Origin of the sequence: Phyllobacterium sp. UNC302MFCol5.2, assembly GCF_000686005.1 — a bacterium.
GTDB classification, from domain to species: Bacteria; Pseudomonadota; Alphaproteobacteria; order Rhizobiales; family Rhizobiaceae; genus Phyllobacterium; species Phyllobacterium pellucidum.
Genome location: NZ_JMLL01000012.1, coordinates 81,329 through 104,843, shown reverse-complemented (window position 1 = coordinate 104,843; position 23,515 = coordinate 81,329). Strand labels below are relative to the sequence as shown.

Sequence of the window (23,515 nt, the reverse complement as noted above, 5' to 3'; positions counted from 1 at the left end):
TTGACTTCAGGTCGCAACCCCGTGGGGATCGCGCTTTATCGGCCGGGCAAAGGGCACGACGATAAGGGAGACGAGGGTGATCAGCGCAATCATCGCCCAGGCGTCATTGATGGACTGCACCAGCGCAGCCTTCGCAACCAATGGGCTGAACATCAACTCGGCGCCAGCCCCTGCCATGCCGTCCCCGCGCAGTTGCTCGAGCGGAATGCCGACGAACGCCGCGGTCTTCGCATCGCCGATGAGAAGGCCGTTGGCCAACTCCAGTCCGTGCGTGGCCGCACGCGAGTAGATCACCGTATCGATCAAGGCCAGGCTCAGGGCACCGCCGAGATTGCGCATCAGATTGAAAAGGCCGCTCGCATCCGGAATGCGGTGATGCGGCAGGTTGCCGAGTGCGAGACGCGTCGGTGGCAAGATGCAGAACATGATCGCAACGCCGCGTATGATTTGCGGCCAGAACATGCCGTCGCCGTCGGTTGCCGGCGTCTGAAAGGCGCTGCATCCGAGACCGATGGCAAAGACAGCATACCCTATGGCGGTCAAGACTCTCGCATCCATACGCTGCTCGAGGAAAACCGCTATCGGCGCGACGAGGATTTGCGCGACGCCCGTCGCCAACATCATGGTTCCAATTGTAAAGGCGCTGTGGCCACGCACATAGGCCAGGAACAAGGGCATCAGATAAACCGAGCCGAACAGTCCGAAGCCCAGAATGAAGCTCAATGCGCAGCCGATCGTAAAATTCAGTTCCTTGAAGTTTCGCAGGTTTACCAAAGGCACCTTGTTGCGCCAGGTTCGCCGGACAAACCCGGCAAGTGTTGCGGCACTTACAACGGCAAGCCCGAGTACGATGCCATCGGTCCAACCGCGCTTAGGGGCTTCCTTGAGACCAATCTCCATGGCGGCGAGGCCAATCGCCATCATCAACAGGGACATGACGTCCAGCGTCCGAATCTCCTGAAACTTCGTCGCTTCGCGCGGCAGCAAAGTAGCCGCGAGACCCGCTGCGACGATCCCCGGGATGACGTTGATGAGAAACAGCCAATGCCAGGAATATGCCTCGGTGATCCAGCCGCCCACCATCGGTCCGACTGTAGGAGCCATGACTGCGACGACGCCTGCCGCTGTTGTGGCGATACCCTGCAGGTTTCCCGGAAACAGGATGAACACCGCCGAAAATATGAGCGGTATAAGCGCGCCGCCGGCAAGACCTTGGAGAATCCGCCAGGCAAGCAACTCCGAGAAATCGCCGCTCAAGGCGCATCCGACGGAGGCCAGCGTAAAAAGAATGATGCCGCATACGAAAAGCCAGCGCATCGTCAGCGTTCGCGTGAGAAAGCCGTTCAATGGAATGGCGACCACCTCCGCGATAAGGTAGGCGGTCTGTATCCAGCTCATCTGATCGGGATCGATGTCGAGCGCGTTCTGGATATTTGGCAAGGAGGTCGAGACGATTTGCACGTCGAGGATCGCCATGAACATGCCGATGCACAAAGCGGCAAAGCCGAACCAGGTACTCGCCGTAGCAGCTGCGATAGACCTGGCATGTGTCGACATTAAATGACTCCGAAAGTGTCTTCGCTCCACTGACGGATTGCCGCTATGCAAACTGTTCAGCATCGGGACTACGCCGCCAGTAAGGTGGCAAATCGCACCTATAAGACACTGTTGCAGAGCTTTGTTCCAGCTATCTCTTATCTGGAATGCGTTTGGTGGGCTAACCGCTCTACGTGCCCGCTGCGTTTAAAGGACGGGGGCCTCGAATTTGGCGCCATTGCAGAAACGGCAGGGAACCAATATCACGTCGTCATTGCTTTCTACCGCGGAACCGCCCAGATGAGTCCTTTAGCCTGTCTCCTAGTCCTCATCGGCGGGTTTGTCGGCGGTATTGCGCGCCTCTATCTGTCGACACTCGTCGGCAGAAGATTCGATGAATATTTCCCCTGGGGAACGTTCGTCGTGAATGTCAGCGGCGCGCTTATAATCGGGATCGTCGCCGCGCTTGGACGCAACTCCAGCGGTTTTTTTGCCGCCCCATTGTTCCGCGATTTTGTGGTTGTCGGCCTCTTGGGCGGCTATACGACCGTGTCGTCATTCTGCCTGCAAAGCCTCTACCTTGCCTTCAGTGGTGAAATGCGTCGTGCGGCCTTCAATGTCGTCGGCTCGTCTCTCCTGTGCCTCTTCGCCGTGGCTCTCGGTTTTCGTCTTGTCGAATGGTCAGGCAGTTTGCTCGGATGACGGAAAAAACGAAGGTCGGTCGGATGTATCTCGCAGTCGGCTGTGGTGCCGCGATTGGCTCGCTGCTGCGCTTTCTGGCGGGCGTCGTCATCGTCGATGGACTGGGTCAGAGCGTGCTTTGGACCACCACCTTCGTCAATGTCGTCGGCTCGTTCATCATCATGCTATTCGCCACGTCGACCGGTCCCGAGGGACGGTGGCCCGTTGGCGCGACGGGGCGCCTTTTCGTCATGGGCGGTATTTGCGGCGGCTTCACGACCTTTTCCGCAATGAGCCTCGATTCTTACCTGCTCATGCTCGATGCGAGCATCGTTACCGGCGCGCTCTATCTTGGTGCCGTCGTTTCATTGTCGCTCGCCGCAGCCTGGTGCGGTCATGTGCTGGCTGTCCGTATCAACAGGTGATTGCCAGCAGATAACGCGCTCAATTCAGGCGTTGTCCGTTATGACTGTCAAAGAGGTGAGCTTTGGCGCTCCCGCCCTTCACCGAAATCCGGTCACCGACATTGACCTCGGCTACGCGGGGAAACTCTACAGTAATGAGTTTTCCAGTTCCGGCGTCCAGATAGCCGAACGTCTGGCTGCCAAGTCGTTCAACCACGACCAACTCGCCGGAAAACCATGCATCATCCGGCTCGCACACCGTCAGGTCTTCAGGGCGGACACCGAAGGTAACAGCTTTCGCCTTCCTGGTGGATCGATCTTGAACCGTAATTGCTGCCCGCCCGGCAGGCAGTTGAACAACCAGGTCTTCGCCGGCGGATTCTGCAACATCGACGGCGAGTGTATTCATTGTCGGGCTGCCGATGAAGCGGGCGACGAAAAGGCTGGCGGGTTTCCGATAAAGATCGAGCGGCTTGCCGATCTGTTCGACATGACCGGCATTCATGACGACGATGCGATCGGCCAGGGTCATTGCCTCGACCTGGTCGTGGGTGACGTACACCGTCGTCGCCTGCATCTGCCGATGCAACTTGGCTATCTCAAGGCGCATCTCGACGCGCAGCGCTGCATCGAGATTGGACAGCGGTTCGTCAAACAGGAAAGCCTTCGGGCGCCGCACAATCGCCCGCCCCATGGCAACGCGCTGCCTTTGGCCGCCGGAAAGCTGCGCCGGGCGCCGGGCTAGGTAGTCCTGAAGCTTGAGAATATCCGCGGCGCTCGACACGCGCGTATTGATCTCGCTTGCTCCTTCGCTGCGCATCTTGAGGCCGAATGCCATGTTTTCCTCGACGCTCATGTGCGGATAGAGCGCATAATCCTGGAACACCATGGCGATATCCCGGTCTGAAGGCGGCAGCGCATTGACCACCTTGTCACCTATACGCAGTTCGCCGCCGCTGATCTCTTCGAGACCGGCGATCATCCGCAACAGCGTGGACTTACCGCAGCCTGAGGGGCCGACGAGCACGAGAAACTCGCCGCTTGCGATCGTTATGTCGACGCCATGAATTACTGGAACGGTGCCATAGACCTTCTTGATCTTATCGAGGCTGATCGCTGTCATTTGAAAATTCCTCCGTCCCATTATCTCTATTGACGTTCATTATCGATATCAATATCAATAATGATATTTCGCGTCGTCTGCAACAACAAGAAAGGGCTTGCAGTGTCCGACTCCCTGTCCCGCCGCCTGGCTCGCACGCCGCAGAGCCCTTTAGCCGCAAAGGCATCGGTTGCGTTTGCCTCGCTGAAACGGGACATCATGCTTGGCGAGCTCAGGGCAGGCGAACCCTTGACTGAACTCGATCTGGCGGCGCGGTTCCAGTGCAGCCAGGGAACCGTACGGGAAGCGCTCCTGCAATTGCAGGAGGAGGGACTTGTACGGCGTCAGGGTCATCGTGGCACGCAGGTCTCCGCCTGCACCGTGGATGAAGCCGTGGAGATGTTTCGCGTCCGCCAGCAGATCGAGTGCAACGGCATGGCCCGGGTGATGCGGCACAAGAGCCGCAGCCTCATACCCGACCTGCAGGACATGGCCGAAGATATGATTGACGCGGCGAAGGCCGACGACGAATTGCAGCTCGCTGCAATAGATCGCGACTTCCATCGCCGCATTTTCCGCGACGCCGACCTGCCTGCGCTCGATCCGATCCTGCACCGCTGCCTCGTCCACAATCACCGCTTCAAGATTTCGCGAAGCATAGGAACGCGCGACCTCATGGCGACTGCCCTGCGTCACCGCGTGATCATCGAAGCGATCGGCGAGGGGGACATGGCGGCGGCAACGCAGACACTGCACCATCACATCGCGACCATCGTCGATTTCGGTCCCACACTGTTCCCGGATGCCGAGCAATGAGCACCTCAAACGAATTTCCGAGTGAACTTTCGGCGGAGATGCGCATGATCATGTCACGCGTCGAAGCGGAACTTGGGCCACTCCCTGATCCGAGCTTGCTTGCACCTGCAGAGGGGCGGGCGCAATCCGAGCGCATCAACGAACGTAATAACGTGAACCTTCCGCCGGTCGCCAAAGCAGCGGAAGTCATGGTCGAAGCCAATTCCCACCTTGGCTCGGCAGAATGCAGGATGAAGGTCTTTATACCGGAAGGTGCGGGGCCCGGCGCAGTGCTCTTCGTCCATGGCGGGGGTTTCGCGTTCTGCAGTCCGCAAACCCATGAGCGATGCGCGCGGGTCCTTGCTATTGAAACAGGGTTGCCTGTGCTCGTACCCGACTATCGCCTTGCCCCCGAACATCCCTATCCGAATGGATTGCATGATGTTGTCGCTTGCCTGCGCGCCGCATTTCCGGCAACGGCGGCAGTCGGCGTCGAAGATGGGCCGCTGCTCGTTTCGGGAGATTCTGCTGGCGCCAATCTCGCGCTTGCCGCCATGATTCACGAACTTGAAGCAGGTCATGCGGTCCCGGCGGGCGCGCTGCTCTTCTACGGAACCTACACCGCGGATTTCACCACGCCTTCCTATCAGCAATTCGCGGATGGCCCGGGACTGACGCGCGGCAAGATGCAGCGCTATTGGAACTGGTACTGCCATGATGAGGATTTGCGCCGCGGTCCGATGGCATCGCCGCTTCACGCCAGCGACCGCACGCTAAAGGCCCTGCCGCCGCTTTATCTGTTGGCTGCCGGCATCGATCCGCTGCTCTCCGACACCCTGCTTCTCGCCGACAGGCTGAAGTCAGCTGGCCGGGATAGCCCCGTTTCGATCGTGCCGGGCGTCACGCATGGATTTTTGCAGAACACCAATGAATTGGCCGCGGCACGGGAGGCGCTCGCGGCTGCCGGTGAGGCCGCCCGTCGGATGATCCGGAGCAGTCGTTAATTTCGAAGAACAACAGTGGAGGACACAATGAGCATTTTCAAGAAACTCAGCGTCAGCTGCGCATTCGTCGCAGGTCTCGCCATGGGGAGCGCAAACGCCGCCGAGACCGTGCGCTTCTGGTATCACTTCGACAATCCGGAAAATCCGATGTCGGATCTCGTGGAGAAGTTTGAGGCCAAAAACCCCGATATCAAGATCGAGGCCGAAAACGTTCCCTGGAACAGCTATTACGACAATCTCTATACATCGCTCGTCGGGGGTAATGCTCCCGATGCCGGCATGGTCAAGCTCTTCGCCCAGCCGCGGCTTGCTGAAATGGGTGCGCTCGAACCGCTTGGCGAACGTATCAACGCCTGGCCGGGAAAGGCTGACCTTCTCGACAATCTGCTTGAACTCAACAAGGGCCCCGATGGACAGCAGTACTACTTGCCCATCCAGTATGTGGTGCTTTACCTCTACTACCGCGCCGACCTCTTCAAGGAAGCCGGCCTGAACCCGCCGACGACATGCGAGGAATTCCGCACGGCTGCACAGAAGCTCACAAAGTCCCCCGACACCTATGGATTTGGCCTGCGCGGCGGCAAGGGCGGCTGGGACCAGTGGGGAACGTTCGTGTTCTCGCAGGGTGCGGAACTGAAACCGGGCGGCTTGACCAAACCGGAAGCTGTGGCGGCCAACCAGTGGCTCATCGACCTCTTCCAGAAGGACAAGGTCATTCCGCCGTCCGCGCCGAATGACGGGTTCCAGGAAATTGTCGCGGCTTTCAAGGCCGGCAAGACTGCAATGACCATTCACCACATCGGCTCGTCCAACGATCTCGTCAAGGCGCTGGGTGACAAGGTCTCGGCTGTCCCCGTGCCGAAGTGCGGCGGCAATCAGTGGACTTCCTATGGCGACGAATCCCTGGCCATCTTCTCCGGATCGCAAGTCAAGGATGCCGCGTGGAAGTGGATCTCGTTCCTTGCGGAAGGCGAGAACAACGTGGCCTTCAACAAGGCGACCGGCCAGATGACCGTAACGAAGAGCGGTGCGGAACATTGGACGCTGCATGAACGCCGCTTCGTCGATGCCACTGTGCAGTCGCTCCCGTTCGCGCATGTCCTGCCGCAAAGCACTGCCACTGCTGAATTTGTAAATACCGCCTGGCAAACCTCGATGCAGCAGGCGCTGACGGGGCAGATCACCTCGCAGCAGATGATGGAGCAGCTTGAGACCCTTTTCGCGCAATAGCGCGGAAAGGTTCTCAAGAGGCCGATCGACGAACGCCGGAAAGTAAAGTCATGTCAACGCTTGTATCATCTGCACCAGCAGAGGCCGCACAGCTCCGTCCGCTGCGCAGCAGGCTTATGCCCTATGCCCTGCTGGCGCCAGCCGTGCTGGTGACACTCGTCATCGTGTTCTTTCCAATGGTGCAGGCGCTCGTCACCAGCTTCTATGACCTCGTCTTGTGGAAGCCGAATGCCACCCGTTTCGTCGGATTCGGCAACTATGTGAAGCTGCTGCGTGATCCCGTGTTCTGGACGTCTCTTGGTCACACAGCGATATGGATCGGCCTGACGGTGCCGCTGCAAATGGGCCTTGGCCTCATCGCGGCACTCTTGCTCAACCGTGATTTTCCATGGCGCGGGCTCGCGCGCGCCCTGGTCATCATCCCCTGGGCACTGCCAAGCGTCGTGATCGCCCTTATGTGGCGATGGATTTACGATCCGACGACCGGGGTTCTCAACGACATACTCCTTTACCTGTCGATCGTTCACTCGACGGTACCCTGGCTTGCCGATCCGCAGCTCGCGCTCTACGCTGTGATAGCCACGCTCACCTGGCAAGGCTTCCCGTTCTTCGCGGTCATGATCCTCGCCGGGCTCCAGGGCATTCCGCAAAGCCAGTATGAGGCCGCTTCCATCGATGGGGCGAGCAACTGGCGTCAGTTCATCCACATCACGCTGCCGGGTATCGCTCCCGTCCTTGCGACCGCCGGGTTGCTGCGCATCATCTGGGTCGCGAATTCCATGGACGTCATCTTCGTGATGACTGGGGGAGGGCCGGGCTATGCGACGCATACGCTGCCGCTCTATGCCTTCATCAAGGCGCGTCAGAATCTCGATTTCGGCTATGGCACTGCCATTGCGGTGACCTTCACCATCCTGCTCGGCGCGATCGTCGCCGTCTATATCGTCCGCACGATGCGGGAGGTGGAACGATGAACAAGCCATCCACTCTCAAGCGGATCCTCACAACCGATATTCCGGTCGTCCTGATCATCCTCCTTGCCATCGGGCCCTTTGCATGGATGATCCTGACGTCGCTGACCCCGACCGCGCAGCTATCGGCGTCCGGCGTTTCACTGTCACCCGCCGGCTGGAGTCTCGACAATTATATACGCCTGCTCGAACAGACCTCGTTCCTAGGCAATATGCTGCACAGCCTGATCATCGCAGGCGGAACGGTGATACTTGGCCTCGTCGTATCGGTTACCGCAGCCTATGCCCTGTCGCGCTTCCGGTTCCCGGGGCGCAAGATCATCATGCTGCAGTTCCTGCTCGTCAACATGTTCCCGATCGTCCTCTTGATCCTGCCGTTGTTCGTACTGTTCCGGAAGATCGGCATCCTTGATACCCATATCGGCTTGATCCTGGCCAATTCCACCGTGGCGATCCCCTTTGCCGTGTGGATGCTTACGAGCTACATCGCCGCAATTCCGCGCAGCCTCGATGAGGCGGCGATGATAGACGGCTGCTCACGACTTCAGGCCCTGCGCCGCGTCGTGCTGCCGCTCGCCATGCCCGGGATTATCTCGACCGGCATCTATATCTTCATCACCGCCTGGAACGAATATCTTTATGCCTTGACCCTCGGCGGCCGAAATGTCCGCCCGGTCACGGTGGCAATCCAGACGCTCATCGGCGAATACCAGATCGAGTGGGGACTACTTGCGGCCGGCGGGGTCGTCGGCGCATTGCCCGCAACCATACTTTTCCTTCTCGTCCAACGCCGGCTTATCGGCGGCCTGACCCAAGGCGCAGTGAAGGGATGAACATGCCAATCAAAAAAGGAACAGCGATGAATCCCATCGGATTGATCTCCATGCAGTATGCGCGGCCGTTTACCGCCGAGCACTTCCACCTCTTCAGGCAGATGCGCGAACTCGGCTATGATTTCGTCGAACTTCTGGTGCCGGAACCAGGCGAGATCGATCTTGCCGCCGCACGGCGTGCGCTTGAAGATGCAGGGCTTGGCGTCGTCCTTGCCGCGCGGGTTAATCTCCAGCGCAACCTTTCGTCGGACGACAAGGACGCGCATCGTGCCGGCATCGATTATCTGCGCTATACGGCCGATTGCGCAAACGCGCTCGGTGCGACGATCGTCGGCGGACCGTTGACCGGCAATCCCCTGGTCTTCGCCGGTAGGCCGCCTGCGCCCGTCTCCGAGGACGAGCGTTTGAAGCGCAAGGAGCGCTGCGTCGTCGGCCTCAAGGAAGCCGGCGATCACGCCGCCAAGGCCGGCGTCGTTCTCGCCGTGGAACCGCTCAACCGCTTTGAGAGCGACGTTTTGTGTACGACACAACAGGCGAACGAGCTTCTCGATGCGGTTGATCATCCGGCGATCAAGCTGATGCTCGATACGTTCCACATGCATATGGAAGAGGCATCGATTGCCGAGGCGATCCGGCTTGGCGGTGACCGTCTCGTTCATTTCCAGGCGAATGAAAACCACCGCGGCTTTCCGGGGACAGGTTCGACCGATTGGGTCGCTGTCGGTCGCGCGTTGCACGAGATCGCCTACAAGGGTCCGGTATCGCTCGAACCGTTCCGGCGCAATGACGACCGTTTCGGCGTACCGTTCGCGCAATGGCGCGCGCCGCACGAGGATGAAAGCGAACGGCTCGCGGCCAGCGCTGCCTTTATCAAATCCCATCTCACCTTGACGGAATATCGGCGATGACCTTGAAAATCGGCTGGATCGGTTGCGGCATTCACGCAACCCAGATGCTTCTACCCCAACTCGTGCGCCACGACGTTGAAATCGTTGCGCTGTGCGATATCGACGGCAAGCGGCTTGCCGATGCCGGACGACAGTTTGGCGTTTCGCGATTGACCAACGATGCCGAGGAACTCATCCGCACGCCGGGCATCGACGCTATCGGCATGGCGGTAGGACCAGATCAGCATTTGCGTTTTGGCAAGCTCGCACTTGAGCGTGGACTTTCCGTCTTCATGGAAAAGCCGCCTTCGGGTACGGCTGAAGGCGCGCGGGAACTGCGCGCGGCGTCGGAGCGATCGGGCAAACCATTGTTCGTCGGCTTCATGAAGCGCTATTCCGTCGGCAACAAGATCGCCCACAACATCATCAAGTCGGGTCGGTTTGGCCCGGTGCTCGGCCTCACCGGCTATTACATGACGGCGCCCGGCTATTTTACCGGTAATGTCGACTATACCGGATTCTTCCTGCATCACTGCGTGCACTACATGGACCTTGTGTCGTTCTTTGTCTCGCCCGTGCGCACGCTATCCGCCCGGAAAGTCGAAAAGACGCCGGGCCGGGTCCTCTTCCACGTCGGCTTCGAATTCGACTGCGGCGCGATCGGCAATATTGCCATGGGTACGATCCAGTCGCGCGGAACGCCGGTCGAGCGCATCGAACTGATGAGCGATCACCAGCGGCTCGAAGTGGACGATGTCATAGAAGTACGGTGGAACCGTAATCCACCCTTCAAGGTGGACGATCCCAACGCCACGCTTGCGGACGATGTCGACACCCTGACCTGGAAGCCGAATTTCACGGCAGCAGCCAATGAGGACCCCAAAGGCTACTACTCTCTGCTTGCTGACGTCGTGCCGGGGCTCGGCGGGGCATCAACGCCGGCGCCGACGATCCATGACGGTGTGATAGCCATGGAACGGCTGGAAGCACTACGCCGCGAACTTGAACTCTAGGAGTGGAGCGCAGGGTCTTGATCCTGCGCTCTCTCGCTGCGTCGGCAAGCTCGATCAACGAAGCGCGCCAACGCGTTCGTCCGAAGACGCAACATGGCGTTTGCGCGCTTGCCCTATAAACTAAACTGCAAACAGTTGCCGGAGCCAGCCCATCATGCCCTTGCCTTGCGAGGGCAGGAACCTGCGCACGTATCGGGCGGTCGTCCCAGCGCTTACATTGGCGCCGAAATGGCAATAGCAGACCATTCTGTGGAGTTGATGGTCGTTGAGTTCGAAGAAGCGCTTGGCTTCGCCATAGCTATCGTCGGAGAGGCCTGATCCCCGCAGATAGGAATCCTCGAACGCCACCGTCAGAGCAGAACCATCAGCGCGCATCGCATCACGGGTCCCGGCCGACTGGAACTCGGTCTGATATAGTGTCGTAAGCCGCCGTGCGGGGTTGCGCTCCAGGAGTTCAGCCCAGCGCTCGATACGCTCATTGCGCGACAGAATCTGGCGCGGGTAGTCGGGATCAGTTTCTTCAAGGACCTGCAATTGTTCAAGAGCGAGATGTTTCATTCTGGCCTCCTATATCAACGATAGTTGGTCCGCCCAAAATCCCGGTCTTAGCCCACAAGCCAGCCTGACTCTGTCACGCTTTGAAGTCCAATCACGATCATTATCGGGACCACATTTTTCACGAAGTTGTGCAGACGCCGCGCGGATCGCCGCTCACGGAATCGTATAAACGCTGATCTCATCGGTGATCCCGCGCAGCGTCACGCTCTGCGACATCGGCTTCAGGCCGTGCCGGACTAGCAGGTCGGAGGCGCGCGGATCGTCAAGGACGGAGCCGGTGGCGAATATCTCCCGCGACGTCGCAAGGTGCTGGACGCGCGAGGCGATGTTCACCGTCTGGCCGAAATAGTCCTGCCGCTCGTTGAGGTTCACGGCGATGCACGGTCCTTCGTGGATGCCGATCTTCAACAGGAGATCCTCGCTGCCGCGCTCGCCGTTCAGCTTCAGCATCGCTTCGCGCATCCGCATGGCCGCAAGAACGGCCCGGTCGGGGGTCGGGAAGGTCGCCATTACCGCGTCTCCGATGGTTTTGACGACTGCGCCCGCCTCAGAGCTCACAATATCGTTGAGAATGCCGAAATGCATGCGCACGAGGTCAAACGCTGCAAGGTCGCCGACCCTATCGTAGAGTTCGGTCGAGCCGCGCAGATCGGTGAAAAGGAAGGTGAGGCTGGTGATTTTTAGCCTCTGATCCACGTCGATCGTGTCGGTGCGGTAAATATCGCGGAATGTCTGGTTGGTGAGCAGCCGCTTTGCGGTAAGGAATGGCCGCCGACGGCCGAGCAAATTATGCAGCGCCTCGTTGGCTATGCAAACCGATGGCAGGACGCGAACGTCGGTGTGATTTTCCAGTGCAATGCGCAACGGGCCAGGGCGAAGGGTAAGCGTTTCGTGGTGGCGATGCGTGCGATCGAAGATGAGCGAGAGGCTCTGACGCTCCTTCGTCGGCTCACCCTTGACGTCGAGAAACTGGGCGGCGTGTGTTACCGGCTCGAAGACGATGACGAAGTCCGCCGGCAATTGCAGGGAGATTACTGCCTTTTCGCCCGGCGGCAGTTCAAGCTCTTCGAGCATGAAACCGTCCACTTTGGCTTCGAAATCGTCCTCGGGCAGTTCTATACCGGAGCCCCAATAGATCTGACGGAAGTATTCGAGCGTGGGCAGCCGATGTGGATCGTGTGCCTCGATATGGCGCACGCGCGGGCTGACTGTGAATGTCACCTCAACCATTTCGTCCAGCGTCGGCTCGTAGCCTGCGGCACAGAGTGCGCAGGTATATTCTTCGCTCTGGACCGTCTTCAGCGAGGTATTCGCATCAAGCACCCCGCCGCAGCCCGGACACAAAACGTTCCATGACATCTCGAAGATGCCAAGGTGGGCGGCATGCAGAAAGGCGTTGATCGTTTCCTCTTCATCGAGTCCTTCAGTGGCGGCAAAGGCGAGCGCATTGACGCGACAAAGCTTCCGGTCGGGAGCTTCACGTACAAGCCGCTCGATCTTGTCGACGATGTCCGGTTGGACCGACTGGCGCAGCACACCGAACAGTGGCTGGATATCATCCATGGAGCTATTTTATACCTAAACCCGTCGAGGCCAATAGGAGATTCGACTGAAAATGTCAGGAGTGATTACCGGTCAGCCTATCACCTTGCCGGGGTTCATGATGCCGTGCGGATCAAGCGCCTGCTTGACCATGCGCATCAGGTTCAGCTTGACCGGATCGCCTTCGGATATCAGTTCAGGTCGCTTTTCGAGGCCGATACCATGTTCGGCCGAGAAGGATCCCCCCATCTTGCGGAGATTGGCATAGATGATCGCCTTGGCGCGCTCCTTGTCGGGCCAGGCGGTTTCGCCGGCAACGCCGACATGGAGATTGCCGTCGCCAAGATGACCAAAGGCGAACCCGCGAAATTCGCTGCCGAGAGCGGCCATCCCGCCATTGAACTGTTGCAGCCATGTTTCGAGTGCACCGAGCGGCACGGAAATATCGAACCAATGACAATAGGGGCAGTTGCGGTCGATCACGCTGCTGTCTTCGCGAATATTCCAGATTGCGTTCCGCTCTTTCTCGCTTTGAGCAATGATCGCATCGACGACCTGTCCGCGTTCAATTGCGAGGCCGAGTGCCTCCTCCAGCCGCGATCGGGCCGTAGGCTGGTCGGGATCGTCCGTTTCGAGAATGAGGTAGGCTGGCGCTTGCGTAAAGGCGGCAAGCGATGCGGGGCCGAGGCTCTGCGACGCCAGATGGAAGTAGTCGTGTGCCATGAATTCTGCGCGAAGCAAATGGATACCGCGATCACGCTGCAGCGCCTGGAACAGGGTAACGGCATCAGTGGCGGACGGACAGGCGACCAGTGCGGTCGCTGTAAAAGCGTCGGCGGGCGTCAGCTTCACCACCGCCCGCGTAATAACGCCGAGTGTCCCCTCGGCGCCGATGAATAGCTGCTTCAGATCGTAGCCCTCGTTGCATTTGCTGACCTCGCTCATGTCACGCATGATCGAGCCATCAGCCAGCACGACTTCAAGTCCCAAAATACGCTGGCGCATTACACCATGGCGGAAGGCCTCCATGCCGCCGGCATTGGTTGCAATCATGCCGCCAATCGTGGCGCTGCCGCGCGAGGCGATATCGATACCCGTGGACAGGCCTTCCCTTGCGGTGGCCTCCTGCAGTGCATGCAGTGTCACGCCGGCTTCAACGATGGCTGTCGCTGCGGAAGCGGAGAGGGATTCAATGCGGTTCAACCCGGCAAGCGAGAGAATGACCTCGCCCTCACTCGACACTGCACCGCCGGCAAGTCCAGTGCGTCCGCCGTGGGGCACGACGGCTATGCGGTGGTCACTGCAGAAACGGAGAATGTCGGCGACTTGTTGCGTAGTCGCCGGTGCAACCATCAGCCCGGCATCGAGATTGCGCGCATCGGACCCAGGATGGACAAGGCGCAGTGCGTCGGCTTCCTTCATGCCATTCGATCCGACGATCGAACGGAGTTGCCCGGCGATGTCGTCTCTAGTCATTGCTGTTGCGCTGCTCCCCGCCGTTCAATGAAAATGCGGATGCCGAGGATAACGGCCGTCACGAGGATAAGGACGACGGAGATTGCAGCAATAGCGGGATCGATGTTGTCGCGCAGTCCCATCCACATCAGGCGGGGCAGGGTTATCGCATTGACGCTGGTGATAAACAGGGTAACGCCGATCTCTTCCCAGGAGAGGACGAACGATAGGAGCGCTGCCGTGGCAATGCCGAACTTTATGTTCGGGATGATGATTTTCAGAGCTCGTGTGGCAAGATTTGCCCCCAGACCCCGTGCGGCAAGGTCGATGCGCCGGTCGACCTGATAAAGCGCAACGAGGATAAGAACGACGGCGAAAGGCGTGATCATCACGGCATGTGCGAGCGCTACCCCGAGCCAGGTATCGTAGCCGATCCAGTTGTTGACGGAGGAAAGGGCGGTCATCAGGAAGTAGAGCGTCATTGCCGATACGACCGGGGGGACCACCAGCGGAAGCAGAACGAAGCCAATCATAAGGGCCGAAAATCTCGGCTGGAACATCCAGATGCCGAGACCGAACAGCGTGGCCAGGCTGGTCGCGATGGCACTCGACAGAATGCCGATGCGCAAGCTCAGCAATATGCTTTGCCCCCACTGCGGGTTGTCGATCAGCGCCTGATAGTGGCGCAGGGACAGCGTGCCGGAGGGCATCGAAAGGAAGCGCGCCGGCGTAAATGAAACCGGCACCACCGCGATCAGCGGCATGAGCAGGAACAGCGCAATGGCTGTTGCGAGAATGAGGATGACGGGTCCTGGTCTTGATGATTGCATGGCTATCCCACCAGGTGTGCGGGTTTGATGAAACGCCGCATGAGGGCAAGAAGGACCCCGATGAACACGACGAGGACGACGCTGATCGCCGCGCCAAGCCCCCAGTCCGGGCTCTGGAATATGCGCAGGTAAACGAGTTCGGCGACCATCACGCTGCGTCCGCCGCCAAGGATGGCGGGCGTGACGAAGAAACCGAGCGCGAACACGAAAACGATGAGCGCCGCCCCGATCAGCCCACCATAGGTGAGCGGTACGAAGACGGTCCAGAAGATGCGCGTGCGCGATGCGCCCATGCCGCGCGCCGCAAGCAACACGCGCTCGTCGATGCTGCGCATGGCCGATGCAATCGGAAAGACGGCAAAGGGTATGAGGAAATGCGTCATGCCGATGATGACGCCGAGCTCGTTGCGGGCGAGCGCCAACGGTTCGCTAATGATGCCCGCGGACTGCAGCCATGTATTGATCAACCCGCGATTGGAAAGCATCGCCAGCCAACCGAATGCGCGCGTCAACACCGAGATCCAGAAGGGAACGAGAATGCAGAATTCGGCGAGCATCCGCTGGAGCGAACTTCCGCGCACCCAGACATAGGCGATCGCATAGGCCGCAATGAGCGAAGCTGCCGTGACGACGAGGCAGATCCTCAAGGTGCGGATGAACACCGACTGGACGAGGGGATCGGTAAAGACTGCGCGATACTGTCCGATACCGGGCTCGGGGAGGGTAAAACTCCAGCGTACGACGCCGAAAAACGGCACGGCATAGGCAAGACCGAGAAACAGCAGCAGCGGGGCCAGCAACAGGATCTTTCTGGAGGTGGCGGACTTCCCGATCATTCAACATCCTTCATGGCATAAAAACGAAAACCCGGCGCGGGGGCGTTGAACCCCCGCACCATCGATGTCATGCGGAAATGACTTTGGTGTATTCGTCGAATGCCTTGCCGTAATTTTCGGCATACCATTCCATGTCGAGCGGCACCTGCTTTGCCATATTGGCGGGATCGACGCAGTTGACGCGCTTTTTGTCGGCCGGGATCAGCGCATCCGTCGCGGGATTTGCCGGGCCCTGGCCGAGCATTTCGAACATGACCAGCTGCCGCTCCGGTGCCTGGGCGCTGGCAATGAACTTCATTGCATTATCCTTGCCGCCGGGATTGTTCTTCATGACGCCGAGAGCACCGGGAGAGATCAGGCCCTGATCCCAGATGAACTTGATGTTGCCGCCGGAGTCCTGCTCGAGAAGCTGGGCGCGCGTCGACCAGATCAGCGCCATGGATGCTTCGCCATTCATCAGCACGGACTGGCTCTCGGCACCGCCGCCCCAATAGGCGACGACGTTTTCTTTGAATGCGGCAATCTTGTCGTGGGCGCGCTTCAGGTCGAGCGGGTAAAGTTTTTCCGGAGCGACGCCATCTGCCATGAGTGCGGCTTCCCACATGGCAGAGCCCCACTTGTAGAGTGAACGCTTGCCCGGGAACTTCTTCACATCGAAGAAATCAGCCATGCCAGTTGGTGCCTGGTCGCCGAATTTCGAGGAATCGTAGGCAATGATATAAGAGAAGAAGTAGGTGGAAGCGGCGTGGTCCCAGCCGAAGCCCGGCCGCATCTTGTTCTTGTCGACGATATTGTAGTCTATGGCTTCCAGCATGCCCTGCTTGCCAAGCGAAATTCCCGAGAATGGATCGATGTCGAGAAGATCCCAGCTCGGCTTGCCGCTCTTGAACTGCGCCGTGATAGCGCCTTCGGTCGGTCCCGACCCGTCCATCTTGACCGCGACGCCGCTTTCCTTGGTGAATGGCTGGCCGTAGGCCTTGTCATAGGCCGTCATCGCGTCGCCGCCCCAGTTGACGAGCACCAATTCCTTAGCCTGCGCATAGGAACCGGTGGAGCGCAGCAGGGCCGGCGCTCCAGCAAGGAACATTGCGGCCATCTGGGTAAAACGCCTGCGGCTGATCTCGCCGCGTTCGACCTTCGCCGCGAGGATTTCGAGGCAGTCTTTTTCAAACTCAGTGTTCATCTTTTTTCCCTCTGGATTGTTATTTTCGCATTCCCGTCGCCGCGCTAACTTCCGCTTGGCAGCAAGAAACCCTGGTTCGTCGGCCACGAAACCCACACATCCGTTTGCGGCGCGATCGGCGCTATCGCAGCGGTCGGCATCGATACCGCAAGGCTCGTACCCTTGCTTGTCCGCAAATGATATTTGGTCGAAGCGCCGAAATAGGTCGCGCCCTCGACCCGGCAGGTAATCGCGTTGCTGTCGGCCGTTGCTGGCTGCGTCGTAATCACCATGTGCTCGGGCCGCACTGCCGCGACGGCGCTGGTCCCATCGAGCCTGGTCGTCTTGTTGAGAATGATCGTGCGATCTTCGAACTGGCCCGCAGCGCGGTCACCGTCGAGCTTGACGGCATCGAGCGGCAGCAGATTGACCTCGCCAAGGAACTCCGCGACGAAGCGGTTGTCCGGCCGTTCATAGACATCCTGAGGCCGCCCCACCTGCAGCAGTTCACCATGGTTGAAGATCGCGACCCGGGAGGAAAGGGCAAGCGCCTCCGACTGGTCGTGCGTGACGAAGACGAAGGTTGTTCCTGTCTCCTGGTGCAGCCGCTTGACCTCTTCCTGCATCATTTCGCGCAAGCTCTTGTCGAGAGCCGAGAAAGGTTCGTCGAGCAGAAGGACCGCTGGCTCGAACACGAGTGCCCGGGCGAGGGCTACACGTTGCTGCTGTCCGCCCGAGAGTTTCGCAGGGAGCTTGCGCTCGTGACCAACGAGGCCGACGCGCTCGACCATCTCGCCAACGCGCCGCTTGATCTCGGCGGAGGAGCGTCCCCTTACCTTCAACGGGAAAGCGATATTTTGTTCGACGGTCAGATGCGGAAACAGAGCATAGCCCTGAAAAACCATGCCGTACGACCGATCCTCGGCAGGTACGTCGGTAATGTCCTTGCCATCCATCATCAGGCGGCCGGTTGTGGGCGCGGTGAAACCCGCAAGGATCATCAGGAAAGTGGTTTTGCCGGAACCGGAGGGACCAAGAAGGGTGAGGAATTCGCCGCGGCCAATATCAAGCGAAAGGTTTTTCAGCGCATGGAACGCGCCAAACGTCTTGCCGATCGATACGGCTTTGATCTCGGCGGCCTTCGAGTCGCCCAGTTGCATGCTTTGCGGCATTGATCGACTTTCTTTCCCCATTTTTAAGGCAAGCCTAGGCACAATCCGGCGCGACGACAATTGAATTATATTGCCCTCACACGTGAACAAAATTCACGCCATTCAATTTCGCGTTCATGTCTCCGGTCAGGTATTGCGGGTTTGCGACAGACGCGATTTCAACCATTCCGTAAACGCTGTCTGGGCCGGATGCTCGATTTTGGCATAGTCGGTGACGAGGAAATAGGATTTCGGCGACTTGATGCTGAGGTCGAAGGGCCGGATCAATTGGCCGGCCCGCATTGCCTTTCGGCAGGTCAGTTCGTCGCCCATGGCGATTCCCTGCGCGGTGATCGCGGCAGAAAAGACAAGGTTCATATCCGAGAACACGATACCCCTTTCGGAGTCCGGATTATCGACATTCGCGAGCGCGAGCCAGCGCGTCCAATCCTCGAAATCGTCGAGGTGGAGAAGGGGCGCGCGCAATATGTCCTTGGGTTCGGCAAGGCCCCCAAGATTATTGAGCAAAACCGGACTGCAGAGCGGCGTGAATTCGACCTCGCAGAGCAGTTCCACCGAGCGGTTCGGCCAATTGCCGTCGCCGAAAGCGATGAACAAATCGACGCTTGCATCGGTAACGTCATCGAGTTTGCGGGGGGTGAGGATGCGTAGCGCAATGTCCGGATATTTTTCCTGAAATTCAGCGATGTGGGTGCAAAGCCACAAGGACGCAAAGCCGGCCGTGCAACTGACGCACAGCGAACCGCCGGTGCTCGCCGAGCTTTGCCGGCCGCCAGCATCGTCGATCACGATCAGCGCTTTGCGCACGTCATTGGCATATTTGCGCCCGCGAGGCGTCAGCATCACGCCCTTGCCGTCACGCTGCAGCAGTTGAAAGCCGAGATCGCGTTCGAGCAGACGCAATTGATGACTGACCGCGCTGCGAGTCAGGTGCAATTCCTCCGCGGCCCGCCAGACGCTGCCGTGCCGGGCGAAGCTTTCCAATGCACGCAGCGCCTGGGTCGATGGGATGCGCATGAATAGGCCTTGAAGACAAAGAGGTGAATGGAATTTGCACGTTTTGAAAAAACATATCACTTTTTGTCCCGGCTTCCAGATGATTATCTCCCGCCAGCGGGAGAATGTTCATGGTTACGGCATCAGCGACGACGGCACGAGATTTTGTTGACGGGCGCGCCTCCGACCTTTCCACCTGGACCCGTACCATCTTCGATTTCGGCGAAACGGCATGGCGCGAGTATCAGTCAGCCGACTGGTACGTGAACCGGCTGCGTCAAGAAGGATTCGATGTGGAGGCGGGGTCTGGCGGCATGCCCACCGCTTTCTGCGCCCACTGGACCAACAAGGCCGGGACTAACTCCAGGTCGCCCACGATCGGGATGTATGCCGAGTATGACGCCGTACCCGGCAATTGCCAGGACGCCACCACGCAAAAGCGTCCGCGCCCTGGTCTTGGCGAGCACGCAGGCGGGCATACCGATCCCCATTCGGGCCTTGGAATTTCCGGACTTGGCGGACTTCTTGCAACCAAGGCTGCAATGGAGCGCCACGGCATTGCCGGGACGCTGCGATTTACCGGCGAGCCCGCCGAAAAGGTGCGGGGATCGAAGCCCATCCATGCGGCCAAGGGCTATTATGACGGCCTCGACGGCATGATCTCTTTCCATCCGTTCTACATGCTGCCGATGTGCAATACGGTGCGCTGGGATACGCATTGCGGCGCCGCCTATTCGATGATCTACCGCTTTGTCTGCGATCAACCGGAACGTTGGGGGCTGAGCGACGGCGCGCCTATCCCCCAGTCGCACTCGGCGGTGCGTGCTCCCGGCGCCAATGATGCGCTGATGCTGATGTACTTCTCATCCAAAGCGCTCCGCGATTCCATGCTGCCGCATCAGGGCGGCTGGTCGATCAGCGAAGCGATCCTGACCGCCGGGCAGGCCACAGCCGACAACCTTCCCGCTGCTCTCGCCGAAATCCAGTACATGATGCGGGTTCCGACGATCGCGATGGCCGAGCAGATCACCGCTGTGCTTGACCGCAATGCCGAGCATGCGGCGGCCATGTCCGGCTGCCGTGTCGAGCGTCACTGGGTTTGCAAGTCGCGGCCGGGGCTTGCCAATCATGCGATGGCGAATATCACGTGGGAGGCGCTCCAGGCGGTCGGCGCCCCCCGCTGGGGCGATGCCGCAAAGGCTATCGCACGCGAGATACAGGCCAATGTCGGCATCGACCCGATCGCCGAGCCGTTTATCGACGAGTGCGAGCGGCTGATCGCACCGCAGGAGGCCGAGGCGATCTTGCGGCGCGACTTGCCGCCCTCGCAGCTCAATTCGACGTCGGATGATTACACGGACATGACGTGGCACGCGCCGACGGTCCGCTTCTACGTGGCGCGCCCCGCACTGAAAGCACCGAAAGGCTTTGCCTATCCGGGTTGGGTGATGAATGCGCTAGGCGGCATCCCGGAAACGATCGATCCGATGGTCAATTGCGCTGCGAAAACCGTGGCGCTGACGGCCTTGCGGCTTCTCGAGGACGAGAGCGCCAGAACGCAGGCGAAGGACGAATTCATTGAGCGAACGGGCGGAGGCATTGGCGGATCGAAGTGGGTTGCCCCGCTTTGCGATTATGAACCGCCGATTCGTTTCCGTTGGCCGGAATATGTAACAACGGCGCGCGGGCGCGAATGGTGGATACCAACCGCCGCCTAACGAGGAGAATTGTCATGACACGGCACGAACAGGACCTTGCAAGCGAAAGCTTCACTTTGAAACGCCGCAACTCCAACGGCGGGACCAAACCGCTTTCAGGCTGGGGATTTCGCAACGAGACCGATCCGCTAACCGACGTTCTCCTCGGCTCGCCGGCGTTCCTGCGGCACATGGCGACAAGCTCGCTGTCGCGCAAGCATTTGCGTGAAGCGCCGTGCAATATCCAGGCGGCGCAGGCGCAGCACAAGGAACTGGTTTCCGCTTATGAACATTTCGGCGTCAAGATCCATTGGCACGAGCCGGAACCCGAACTGCCAATGCAGGTCTATTCGCGCGATTCCAGCGTGATGACTCCTTACGGCGCGATCATCACGGCAATGGCCAACTGGTGGCGTCGCGGCGAAAACTATGCGGCGATCCGCACCTATGAACGGCTCGGCATCCCAATCTACGATATGGTGACGTCAGGGACGTTCGAGGGCGGCGATTTCAATGTGATCGAGGAGGGCTGCGTGCTCATCGGCTGCGGCGGCGCACGAACCCAGGAAGAGGGCGCCCGCCAGGTCGAAGAATGGTTCCGCAAGGAAGGCTGGGAAACCCGCCTTGCTTTCATCGACGAATATTACGTCCACATCGATCTTATGGTCGTGCCGATCGCGCCGAAATTGACGGCCGTCTGCCTTGCCTGCACGGAGCCCGGCATCGTCGACTGGCTGAAGGCAAAGGGCCACGAAATCATCGACGTTCCGTTTCAGGATACAATGAACCTCGGCTGCAACTTCATGTCGCTCGGCAACGACCGGGTTATCGCGCCCTCGTCGAGCAAGACGCTCATCGACAAGCTCAAGGCGACAGGATTCGAAGTCGCCTCGGTCGACATGAGTGAAATCTCCAAGACCGGCGGTGGCATCCATTGCATGGCGCAGGCGCTGGTGCGGCAAGCGGCCTGATCAGTAATAGGCGGCGGTCCTGTCGAGAAAATCGTGAAAATGCACGATCACGCCGTTTGCGTCGATGAAGATCACGGCGTAGGCAGGCGGCTCGTGCGTGTTGGCGATGCGGTCTGGCGAAAAATCGAGCGCAGACTGATGGTTGGTGCCGCGCAGGACGCTGACCGGAATGCCGCGCCAGCTTCCTGCGATCGGTCGATGCGCGTGTCCGGCAAAGATGTGCCGGACATTGCCATGCTCGCGCAGCAGCGGATAGAGCGCCTCAGCTTCGATGATGCCCATGCGGTCGAGCAAGGGCATGTGTATCGGAAACGGCGGATGATGCGAGAACAGGAAGACAGGGCGATCTGACGCTTCGTCCAGACGGTCGCGAAGCCAGGCAAGCCGCGCCTCGTCAAGTCTGCCTTCCGGCCGGCCGGGAAGCAGCGTATCGAGCAGGATGAGGCGCCCCTCGCGCGTATCTTCGACACCTTGTACGAATCCCCCATGCGTTGCGGCCTTGTCGAAGACACGAAGGAAGTTGTCGCGGTTATCATGGTTGCCGAGCATCAACCGGTAAGTCGGTACCAGTTCGCGCAAAGCACCCGCCAAGGCTGTGTAGGTGATCTCTTCCCCGGTCTCACTGAGGTCGCCGGTGAATATCACCAGTTCGGCATCGGAATGATTGCGGTTGATATCCGCGACACATGCCTCGAGCCGGGCCAGAGGGTCGAGGCCGCACAGGGTTTCCCCCGGCGTTACCAGGTGGAGGTCGGTTACCTGCAATATCTTCATCGGATTCGCTCGGGTTCGGACCTGGATTTGGCGGTTGCGTTACGGGTGCTGCCGCGTATGACAAGTTCGGTTGTGAGCCGGTCGTGTGCCGGCGGACGGTCCGGTTCCGACTCCCGTTGATCGAGAAGCGCTACCGCATGGGCAGCCATCACGGCGGCATCCTGCCGGAAGGTGGTGAGATTGAAGGAGTCCCATTGCGCTTCGGGAATGTCGTCGAAGCCGATCACCGACACATCGCCGGGAATTGTAAGGTTCGTATGATGGGTGATGTAGTCAATGAGCCCGAAAGCAACGAGATCGTTGACGCAGAAAACAGCATCTGGTCGCTTCGCGCCGGAGAACAACTGCTGGGCAGCCTCTTGACCGCCGGAATAGTTGGAGTTGCTGCCATTGCCGATCATTACCTCGGCGCCGCGCAATTCTCCTTCGTGCCGAAATCCGTGCTCGCGTTCGATGGTGGTCGGCGTGCGCGACATCGCACCGGCGAAGCCCAGCCGTTTTGCACCACCGGCTAGGAAAAACCGGGCGGCTTCGCGTCCCGCGCCCTCATTGTCGATGTTGACGTCGTCGGCTCCCGTTTCTGAACGTCCGAGCACAATGAGCGGTTGACCATTGCGGCGGGCAAGATCAACAAAGGATGAGGGCGGGGAACCGGACAGAATGATCGTCGCCTCGGCACGGTAGCCGAACAGCGTCTTCTGGGCGGCCACGAGTTCTTCTTCGGTATTGCCGGTATTGATAACGATCGGAACGCTGCCGCGCTGAATCAATGCCTTGGTAAGGGCCGCGACAAGGTGGGATCGATAGCCAAGCTCGGGGTTAGTGACGACAAGGCCGACAAGCCGGCTCTTGCGCGCCAGCAGACCGCGGGCAAGGTCATTGACCTGGTAGCCGAGCGCTTCGGCGGCCTCCATGATTTTTTCACGTTTCTTGGCGGAAACACTGGCCCCAGGCGTAAAGGCGCGCGACACCGCCGAGCGCGAGACTCCGGCATACTTGGCCACCTGCAGCGCACTGACGAACTGCTTGTCATCCTTCGACGTTTTCTTGTCCTTGGATTTCATTT

23 protein-coding genes are annotated in these 23,515 nt (G+C 59.5%); 11 read left to right on the top strand and 12 right to left on the bottom strand.

Annotated elements, in window-relative coordinates; all coding sequences use genetic code 11:
* Window positions 1-6: 6 nt before the first annotated feature.
* On the bottom strand, window positions 7-1,557 hold the full coding sequence (locus BR48_RS0115190) for a DHA2 family efflux MFS transporter permease subunit (protein WP_051615038.1): 1,551 nt from the start codon (window positions 1,555-1,557) through the stop codon (window positions 7-9).
* Window positions 1,558-1,836: 279 nt separating this feature from the next.
* Between BR48_RS0115190 and crcB (BR48_RS0115185) the strand changes: the two genes are divergently transcribed.
* Complete coding sequence (crcB, locus tag BR48_RS0115185) at window positions 1,837-2,238, top strand: fluoride efflux transporter CrcB (protein WP_027232096.1); 402 nt, start codon at window positions 1,837-1,839, stop codon at window positions 2,236-2,238.
* Window positions 2,235-2,642, top strand: coding sequence for a fluoride efflux transporter CrcB (gene crcB / locus BR48_RS0115180; protein ID WP_027232095.1), 408 nt, complete (start codon window positions 2,235-2,237; stop codon window positions 2,640-2,642). Before crcB (BR48_RS0115185) ends, crcB (BR48_RS0115180) begins: the two co-directional genes overlap by 4 nt.
* Window positions 2,643-2,661: 19 nt before the next feature.
* Here the strand turns inward: crcB (BR48_RS0115180) and ugpC are convergent, their stop codons facing one another.
* Window positions 2,662-3,744 (bottom strand): sn-glycerol-3-phosphate ABC transporter ATP-binding protein UgpC, encoded by a 1,083-nt coding sequence (gene ugpC / locus BR48_RS0115175; protein ID WP_027232094.1) that lies wholly within the window; start codon window positions 3,742-3,744, stop codon window positions 2,662-2,664.
* A 102-nt stretch (window positions 3,745-3,846) separates the two neighbouring features.
* On the opposite strand from ugpC, the gene BR48_RS0115170 reads away from it, so the two are divergent.
* From BR48_RS0115170 to BR48_RS0115140, 7 genes are read left to right on the top strand one after another with little or no spacing between them, the layout of a single operon-like run.
* Window positions 3,847-4,539: a GntR family transcriptional regulator gene (locus BR48_RS0115170; RefSeq protein WP_244506753.1), complete on the top strand. Its 693-nt coding sequence runs from the start codon at window positions 3,847-3,849 to the stop codon at window positions 4,537-4,539.
* Window positions 4,536-5,522: an alpha/beta hydrolase gene (locus BR48_RS0115165; protein WP_027232092.1), complete on the top strand. Its 987-nt coding sequence runs from the start codon at window positions 4,536-4,538 to the stop codon at window positions 5,520-5,522. Before BR48_RS0115170 ends, BR48_RS0115165 begins: the two co-directional genes overlap by 4 nt.
* 27 nt (window positions 5,523-5,549) lie before the next feature.
* Window positions 5,550-6,752 (top strand): sugar ABC transporter substrate-binding protein, encoded by a 1,203-nt coding sequence (locus BR48_RS0115160; RefSeq protein WP_027232091.1) that lies wholly within the window; start codon window positions 5,550-5,552, stop codon window positions 6,750-6,752.
* Between the two features lie 50 nt (window positions 6,753-6,802).
* A complete protein-coding gene (locus tag BR48_RS0115155) occupies window positions 6,803-7,726 on the top strand; it encodes a sugar ABC transporter permease (RefSeq protein WP_027232090.1) in 924 nt (307 codons plus the stop codon).
* Window positions 7,723-8,556, top strand: coding sequence for a carbohydrate ABC transporter permease (locus tag BR48_RS0115150; RefSeq protein ID WP_027232089.1), 834 nt, complete (start codon window positions 7,723-7,725; stop codon window positions 8,554-8,556). The genes BR48_RS0115155 and BR48_RS0115150 overlap by 4 nt, the downstream gene beginning before the upstream one ends.
* Window positions 8,557-8,582: 26 nt before the next feature.
* Window positions 8,583-9,464 (top strand): sugar phosphate isomerase/epimerase family protein, encoded by an 882-nt coding sequence (locus BR48_RS0115145; protein ID WP_027232088.1) that lies wholly within the window; start codon window positions 8,583-8,585, stop codon window positions 9,462-9,464.
* Entirely contained in the window at window positions 9,461-10,456 is a 996-nt protein-coding gene (locus BR48_RS0115140) for a Gfo/Idh/MocA family oxidoreductase (RefSeq protein WP_027232087.1), read from the top strand. The genes BR48_RS0115145 and BR48_RS0115140 overlap by 4 nt, the downstream gene beginning before the upstream one ends.
* Before the next feature lie 120 nt (window positions 10,457-10,576).
* Here BR48_RS0115140 and BR48_RS0115135 read toward each other — a convergent pair whose 3' ends face one another.
* From BR48_RS0115135 to BR48_RS0115100, 8 genes are all read right to left on the bottom strand, one after another.
* Window positions 10,577-11,014 carry a hypothetical protein gene (locus BR48_RS0115135; RefSeq protein ID WP_027232086.1) on the bottom strand — a complete coding sequence of 146 codons (438 nt, stop codon included), beginning with the start codon at window positions 11,012-11,014 and terminating at the stop codon, window positions 10,577-10,579.
* A gap of 153 nt (window positions 11,015-11,167) precedes the next feature.
* Window positions 11,168-12,577, bottom strand: a complete 1,410-nt coding sequence (locus tag BR48_RS0115130) for an adenylate/guanylate cyclase domain-containing protein (RefSeq protein WP_027232085.1) — start codon at window positions 12,575-12,577, stop codon at window positions 11,168-11,170.
* Window positions 12,578-12,649: 72 nt separating this feature from the next.
* Entirely contained in the window at window positions 12,650-14,032 is a 1,383-nt protein-coding gene (locus BR48_RS0115125) for an FAD-binding oxidoreductase (protein ID WP_027232084.1), read from the bottom strand.
* Window positions 14,029-14,841: an ABC transporter permease gene (locus BR48_RS0115120; RefSeq protein ID WP_027232083.1), complete on the bottom strand. Its 813-nt coding sequence runs from the start codon at window positions 14,839-14,841 to the stop codon at window positions 14,029-14,031. The genes BR48_RS0115125 and BR48_RS0115120 overlap by 4 nt, the downstream gene beginning before the upstream one ends.
* Window positions 14,842-14,843: 2 nt before the next feature.
* A complete protein-coding gene (locus BR48_RS0115115) occupies window positions 14,844-15,677 on the bottom strand; it encodes an ABC transporter permease (RefSeq protein WP_027232082.1) in 834 nt (277 codons plus the stop codon).
* A gap of 67 nt (window positions 15,678-15,744) precedes the next feature.
* Entirely contained in the window at window positions 15,745-16,860 is a 1,116-nt protein-coding gene (locus BR48_RS0115110; protein WP_027232081.1) for an ABC transporter substrate-binding protein, read from the bottom strand.
* A gap of 44 nt (window positions 16,861-16,904) precedes the next feature.
* On the bottom strand, window positions 16,905-18,011 hold the full coding sequence (locus BR48_RS0115105; protein WP_155810895.1) for an ABC transporter ATP-binding protein: 1,107 nt from the start codon (window positions 18,009-18,011) through the stop codon (window positions 16,905-16,907).
* 126 nt (window positions 18,012-18,137) lie between these two features.
* Window positions 18,138-19,028 carry a LysR substrate-binding domain-containing protein gene (locus BR48_RS0115100; RefSeq protein ID WP_027232079.1) on the bottom strand — a complete coding sequence of 297 codons (891 nt, stop codon included), beginning with the start codon at window positions 19,026-19,028 and terminating at the stop codon, window positions 18,138-18,140.
* Window positions 19,029-19,138: 110 nt separating this feature from the next.
* On the opposite strand from BR48_RS0115100, the gene BR48_RS0115095 reads away from it, so the two are divergent.
* Window positions 19,139-20,725 (top strand): peptidase M20, encoded by a 1,587-nt coding sequence (locus tag BR48_RS0115095; RefSeq protein ID WP_027232078.1) that lies wholly within the window; start codon window positions 19,139-19,141, stop codon window positions 20,723-20,725.
* Window positions 20,726-20,739: 14 nt separating this feature from the next.
* Window positions 20,740-21,675, top strand: coding sequence for a dimethylarginine dimethylaminohydrolase family protein (locus BR48_RS0115090; RefSeq protein WP_027232077.1), 936 nt, complete (start codon window positions 20,740-20,742; stop codon window positions 21,673-21,675).
* On the opposite strand, the gene BR48_RS0115085 is transcribed toward BR48_RS0115090, so the two are convergent.
* A complete protein-coding gene (locus tag BR48_RS0115085; RefSeq protein ID WP_027232076.1) occupies window positions 21,676-22,449 on the bottom strand; it encodes a phosphodiesterase in 774 nt (257 codons plus the stop codon).
* Window positions 22,446-23,513, bottom strand: coding sequence for a LacI family DNA-binding transcriptional regulator (locus BR48_RS24675; RefSeq protein WP_051615036.1), 1,068 nt, complete (start codon window positions 23,511-23,513; stop codon window positions 22,446-22,448). Before BR48_RS24675 ends, BR48_RS0115085 begins: the two co-directional genes overlap by 4 nt.
* Window positions 23,514-23,515 lie beyond the last annotated feature (2 nt).

Excerpts from the sequence above, each read along its gene's own strand:
- BR48_RS0115190 (WP_051615038.1), bottom strand. The coding sequence starts at position 1,557 with ATGTCGACACATGCCAGGTCTATCGCAGCTGCTACGGCGAGTACCTGG.
- crcB (WP_027232096.1), top strand. The coding sequence starts at position 1,837 with ATGAGTCCTTTAGCCTGTCTCCTAGTCCTCATCGGCGGGTTTGTCGGC.
- crcB (WP_027232095.1), top strand. The coding sequence starts at position 2,235 with ATGACGGAAAAAACGAAGGTCGGTCGGATGTATCTCGCAGTCGGCTGT.
- ugpC (WP_027232094.1), bottom strand. The coding sequence starts at position 3,744 with ATGACAGCGATCAGCCTCGATAAGATCAAGAAGGTCTATGGCACCGTT.
- BR48_RS0115165 (WP_027232092.1), top strand. The coding sequence starts at position 4,536 with ATGAGCACCTCAAACGAATTTCCGAGTGAACTTTCGGCGGAGATGCGC.
- BR48_RS0115160 (WP_027232091.1), top strand. The coding sequence starts at position 5,550 with ATGAGCATTTTCAAGAAACTCAGCGTCAGCTGCGCATTCGTCGCAGGT.
- BR48_RS0115155 (WP_027232090.1), top strand. The coding sequence starts at position 6,803 with ATGTCAACGCTTGTATCATCTGCACCAGCAGAGGCCGCACAGCTCCGT.
- BR48_RS0115150 (WP_027232089.1), top strand. The coding sequence starts at position 7,723 with ATGAACAAGCCATCCACTCTCAAGCGGATCCTCACAACCGATATTCCG.
- BR48_RS0115145 (WP_027232088.1), top strand. The coding sequence starts at position 8,583 with ATGAATCCCATCGGATTGATCTCCATGCAGTATGCGCGGCCGTTTACC.
- BR48_RS0115140 (WP_027232087.1), top strand. The coding sequence starts at position 9,461 with ATGACCTTGAAAATCGGCTGGATCGGTTGCGGCATTCACGCAACCCAG.
- BR48_RS0115135 (WP_027232086.1), bottom strand. The coding sequence starts at position 11,014 with ATGAAACATCTCGCTCTTGAACAATTGCAGGTCCTTGAAGAAACTGAT.
- BR48_RS0115130 (WP_027232085.1), bottom strand. The coding sequence starts at position 12,577 with ATGGATGATATCCAGCCACTGTTCGGTGTGCTGCGCCAGTCGGTCCAA.
- BR48_RS0115125 (WP_027232084.1), bottom strand. The coding sequence starts at position 14,032 with ATGACTAGAGACGACATCGCCGGGCAACTCCGTTCGATCGTCGGATCG.
- BR48_RS0115120 (WP_027232083.1), bottom strand. The coding sequence starts at position 14,841 with ATGCAATCATCAAGACCAGGACCCGTCATCCTCATTCTCGCAACAGCC.
- BR48_RS0115115 (WP_027232082.1), bottom strand. The coding sequence starts at position 15,677 with ATGATCGGGAAGTCCGCCACCTCCAGAAAGATCCTGTTGCTGGCCCCG.
- BR48_RS0115110 (WP_027232081.1), bottom strand. The coding sequence starts at position 16,860 with ATGAACACTGAGTTTGAAAAAGACTGCCTCGAAATCCTCGCGGCGAAG.
- BR48_RS0115105 (WP_155810895.1), bottom strand. The coding sequence starts at position 18,011 with ATGCCGCAAAGCATGCAACTGGGCGACTCGAAGGCCGCCGAGATCAAA.
- BR48_RS0115100 (WP_027232079.1), bottom strand. The coding sequence starts at position 19,028 with ATGCGCATCCCATCGACCCAGGCGCTGCGTGCATTGGAAAGCTTCGCC.
- BR48_RS0115095 (WP_027232078.1), top strand. The coding sequence starts at position 19,139 with ATGGTTACGGCATCAGCGACGACGGCACGAGATTTTGTTGACGGGCGC.
- BR48_RS0115090 (WP_027232077.1), top strand. The coding sequence starts at position 20,740 with ATGACACGGCACGAACAGGACCTTGCAAGCGAAAGCTTCACTTTGAAA.
- BR48_RS0115085 (WP_027232076.1), bottom strand. The coding sequence starts at position 22,449 with ATGAAGATATTGCAGGTAACCGACCTCCACCTGGTAACGCCGGGGGAA.
- BR48_RS24675 (WP_051615036.1), bottom strand. The coding sequence starts at position 23,513 with ATGAAATCCAAGGACAAGAAAACGTCGAAGGATGACAAGCAGTTCGTC.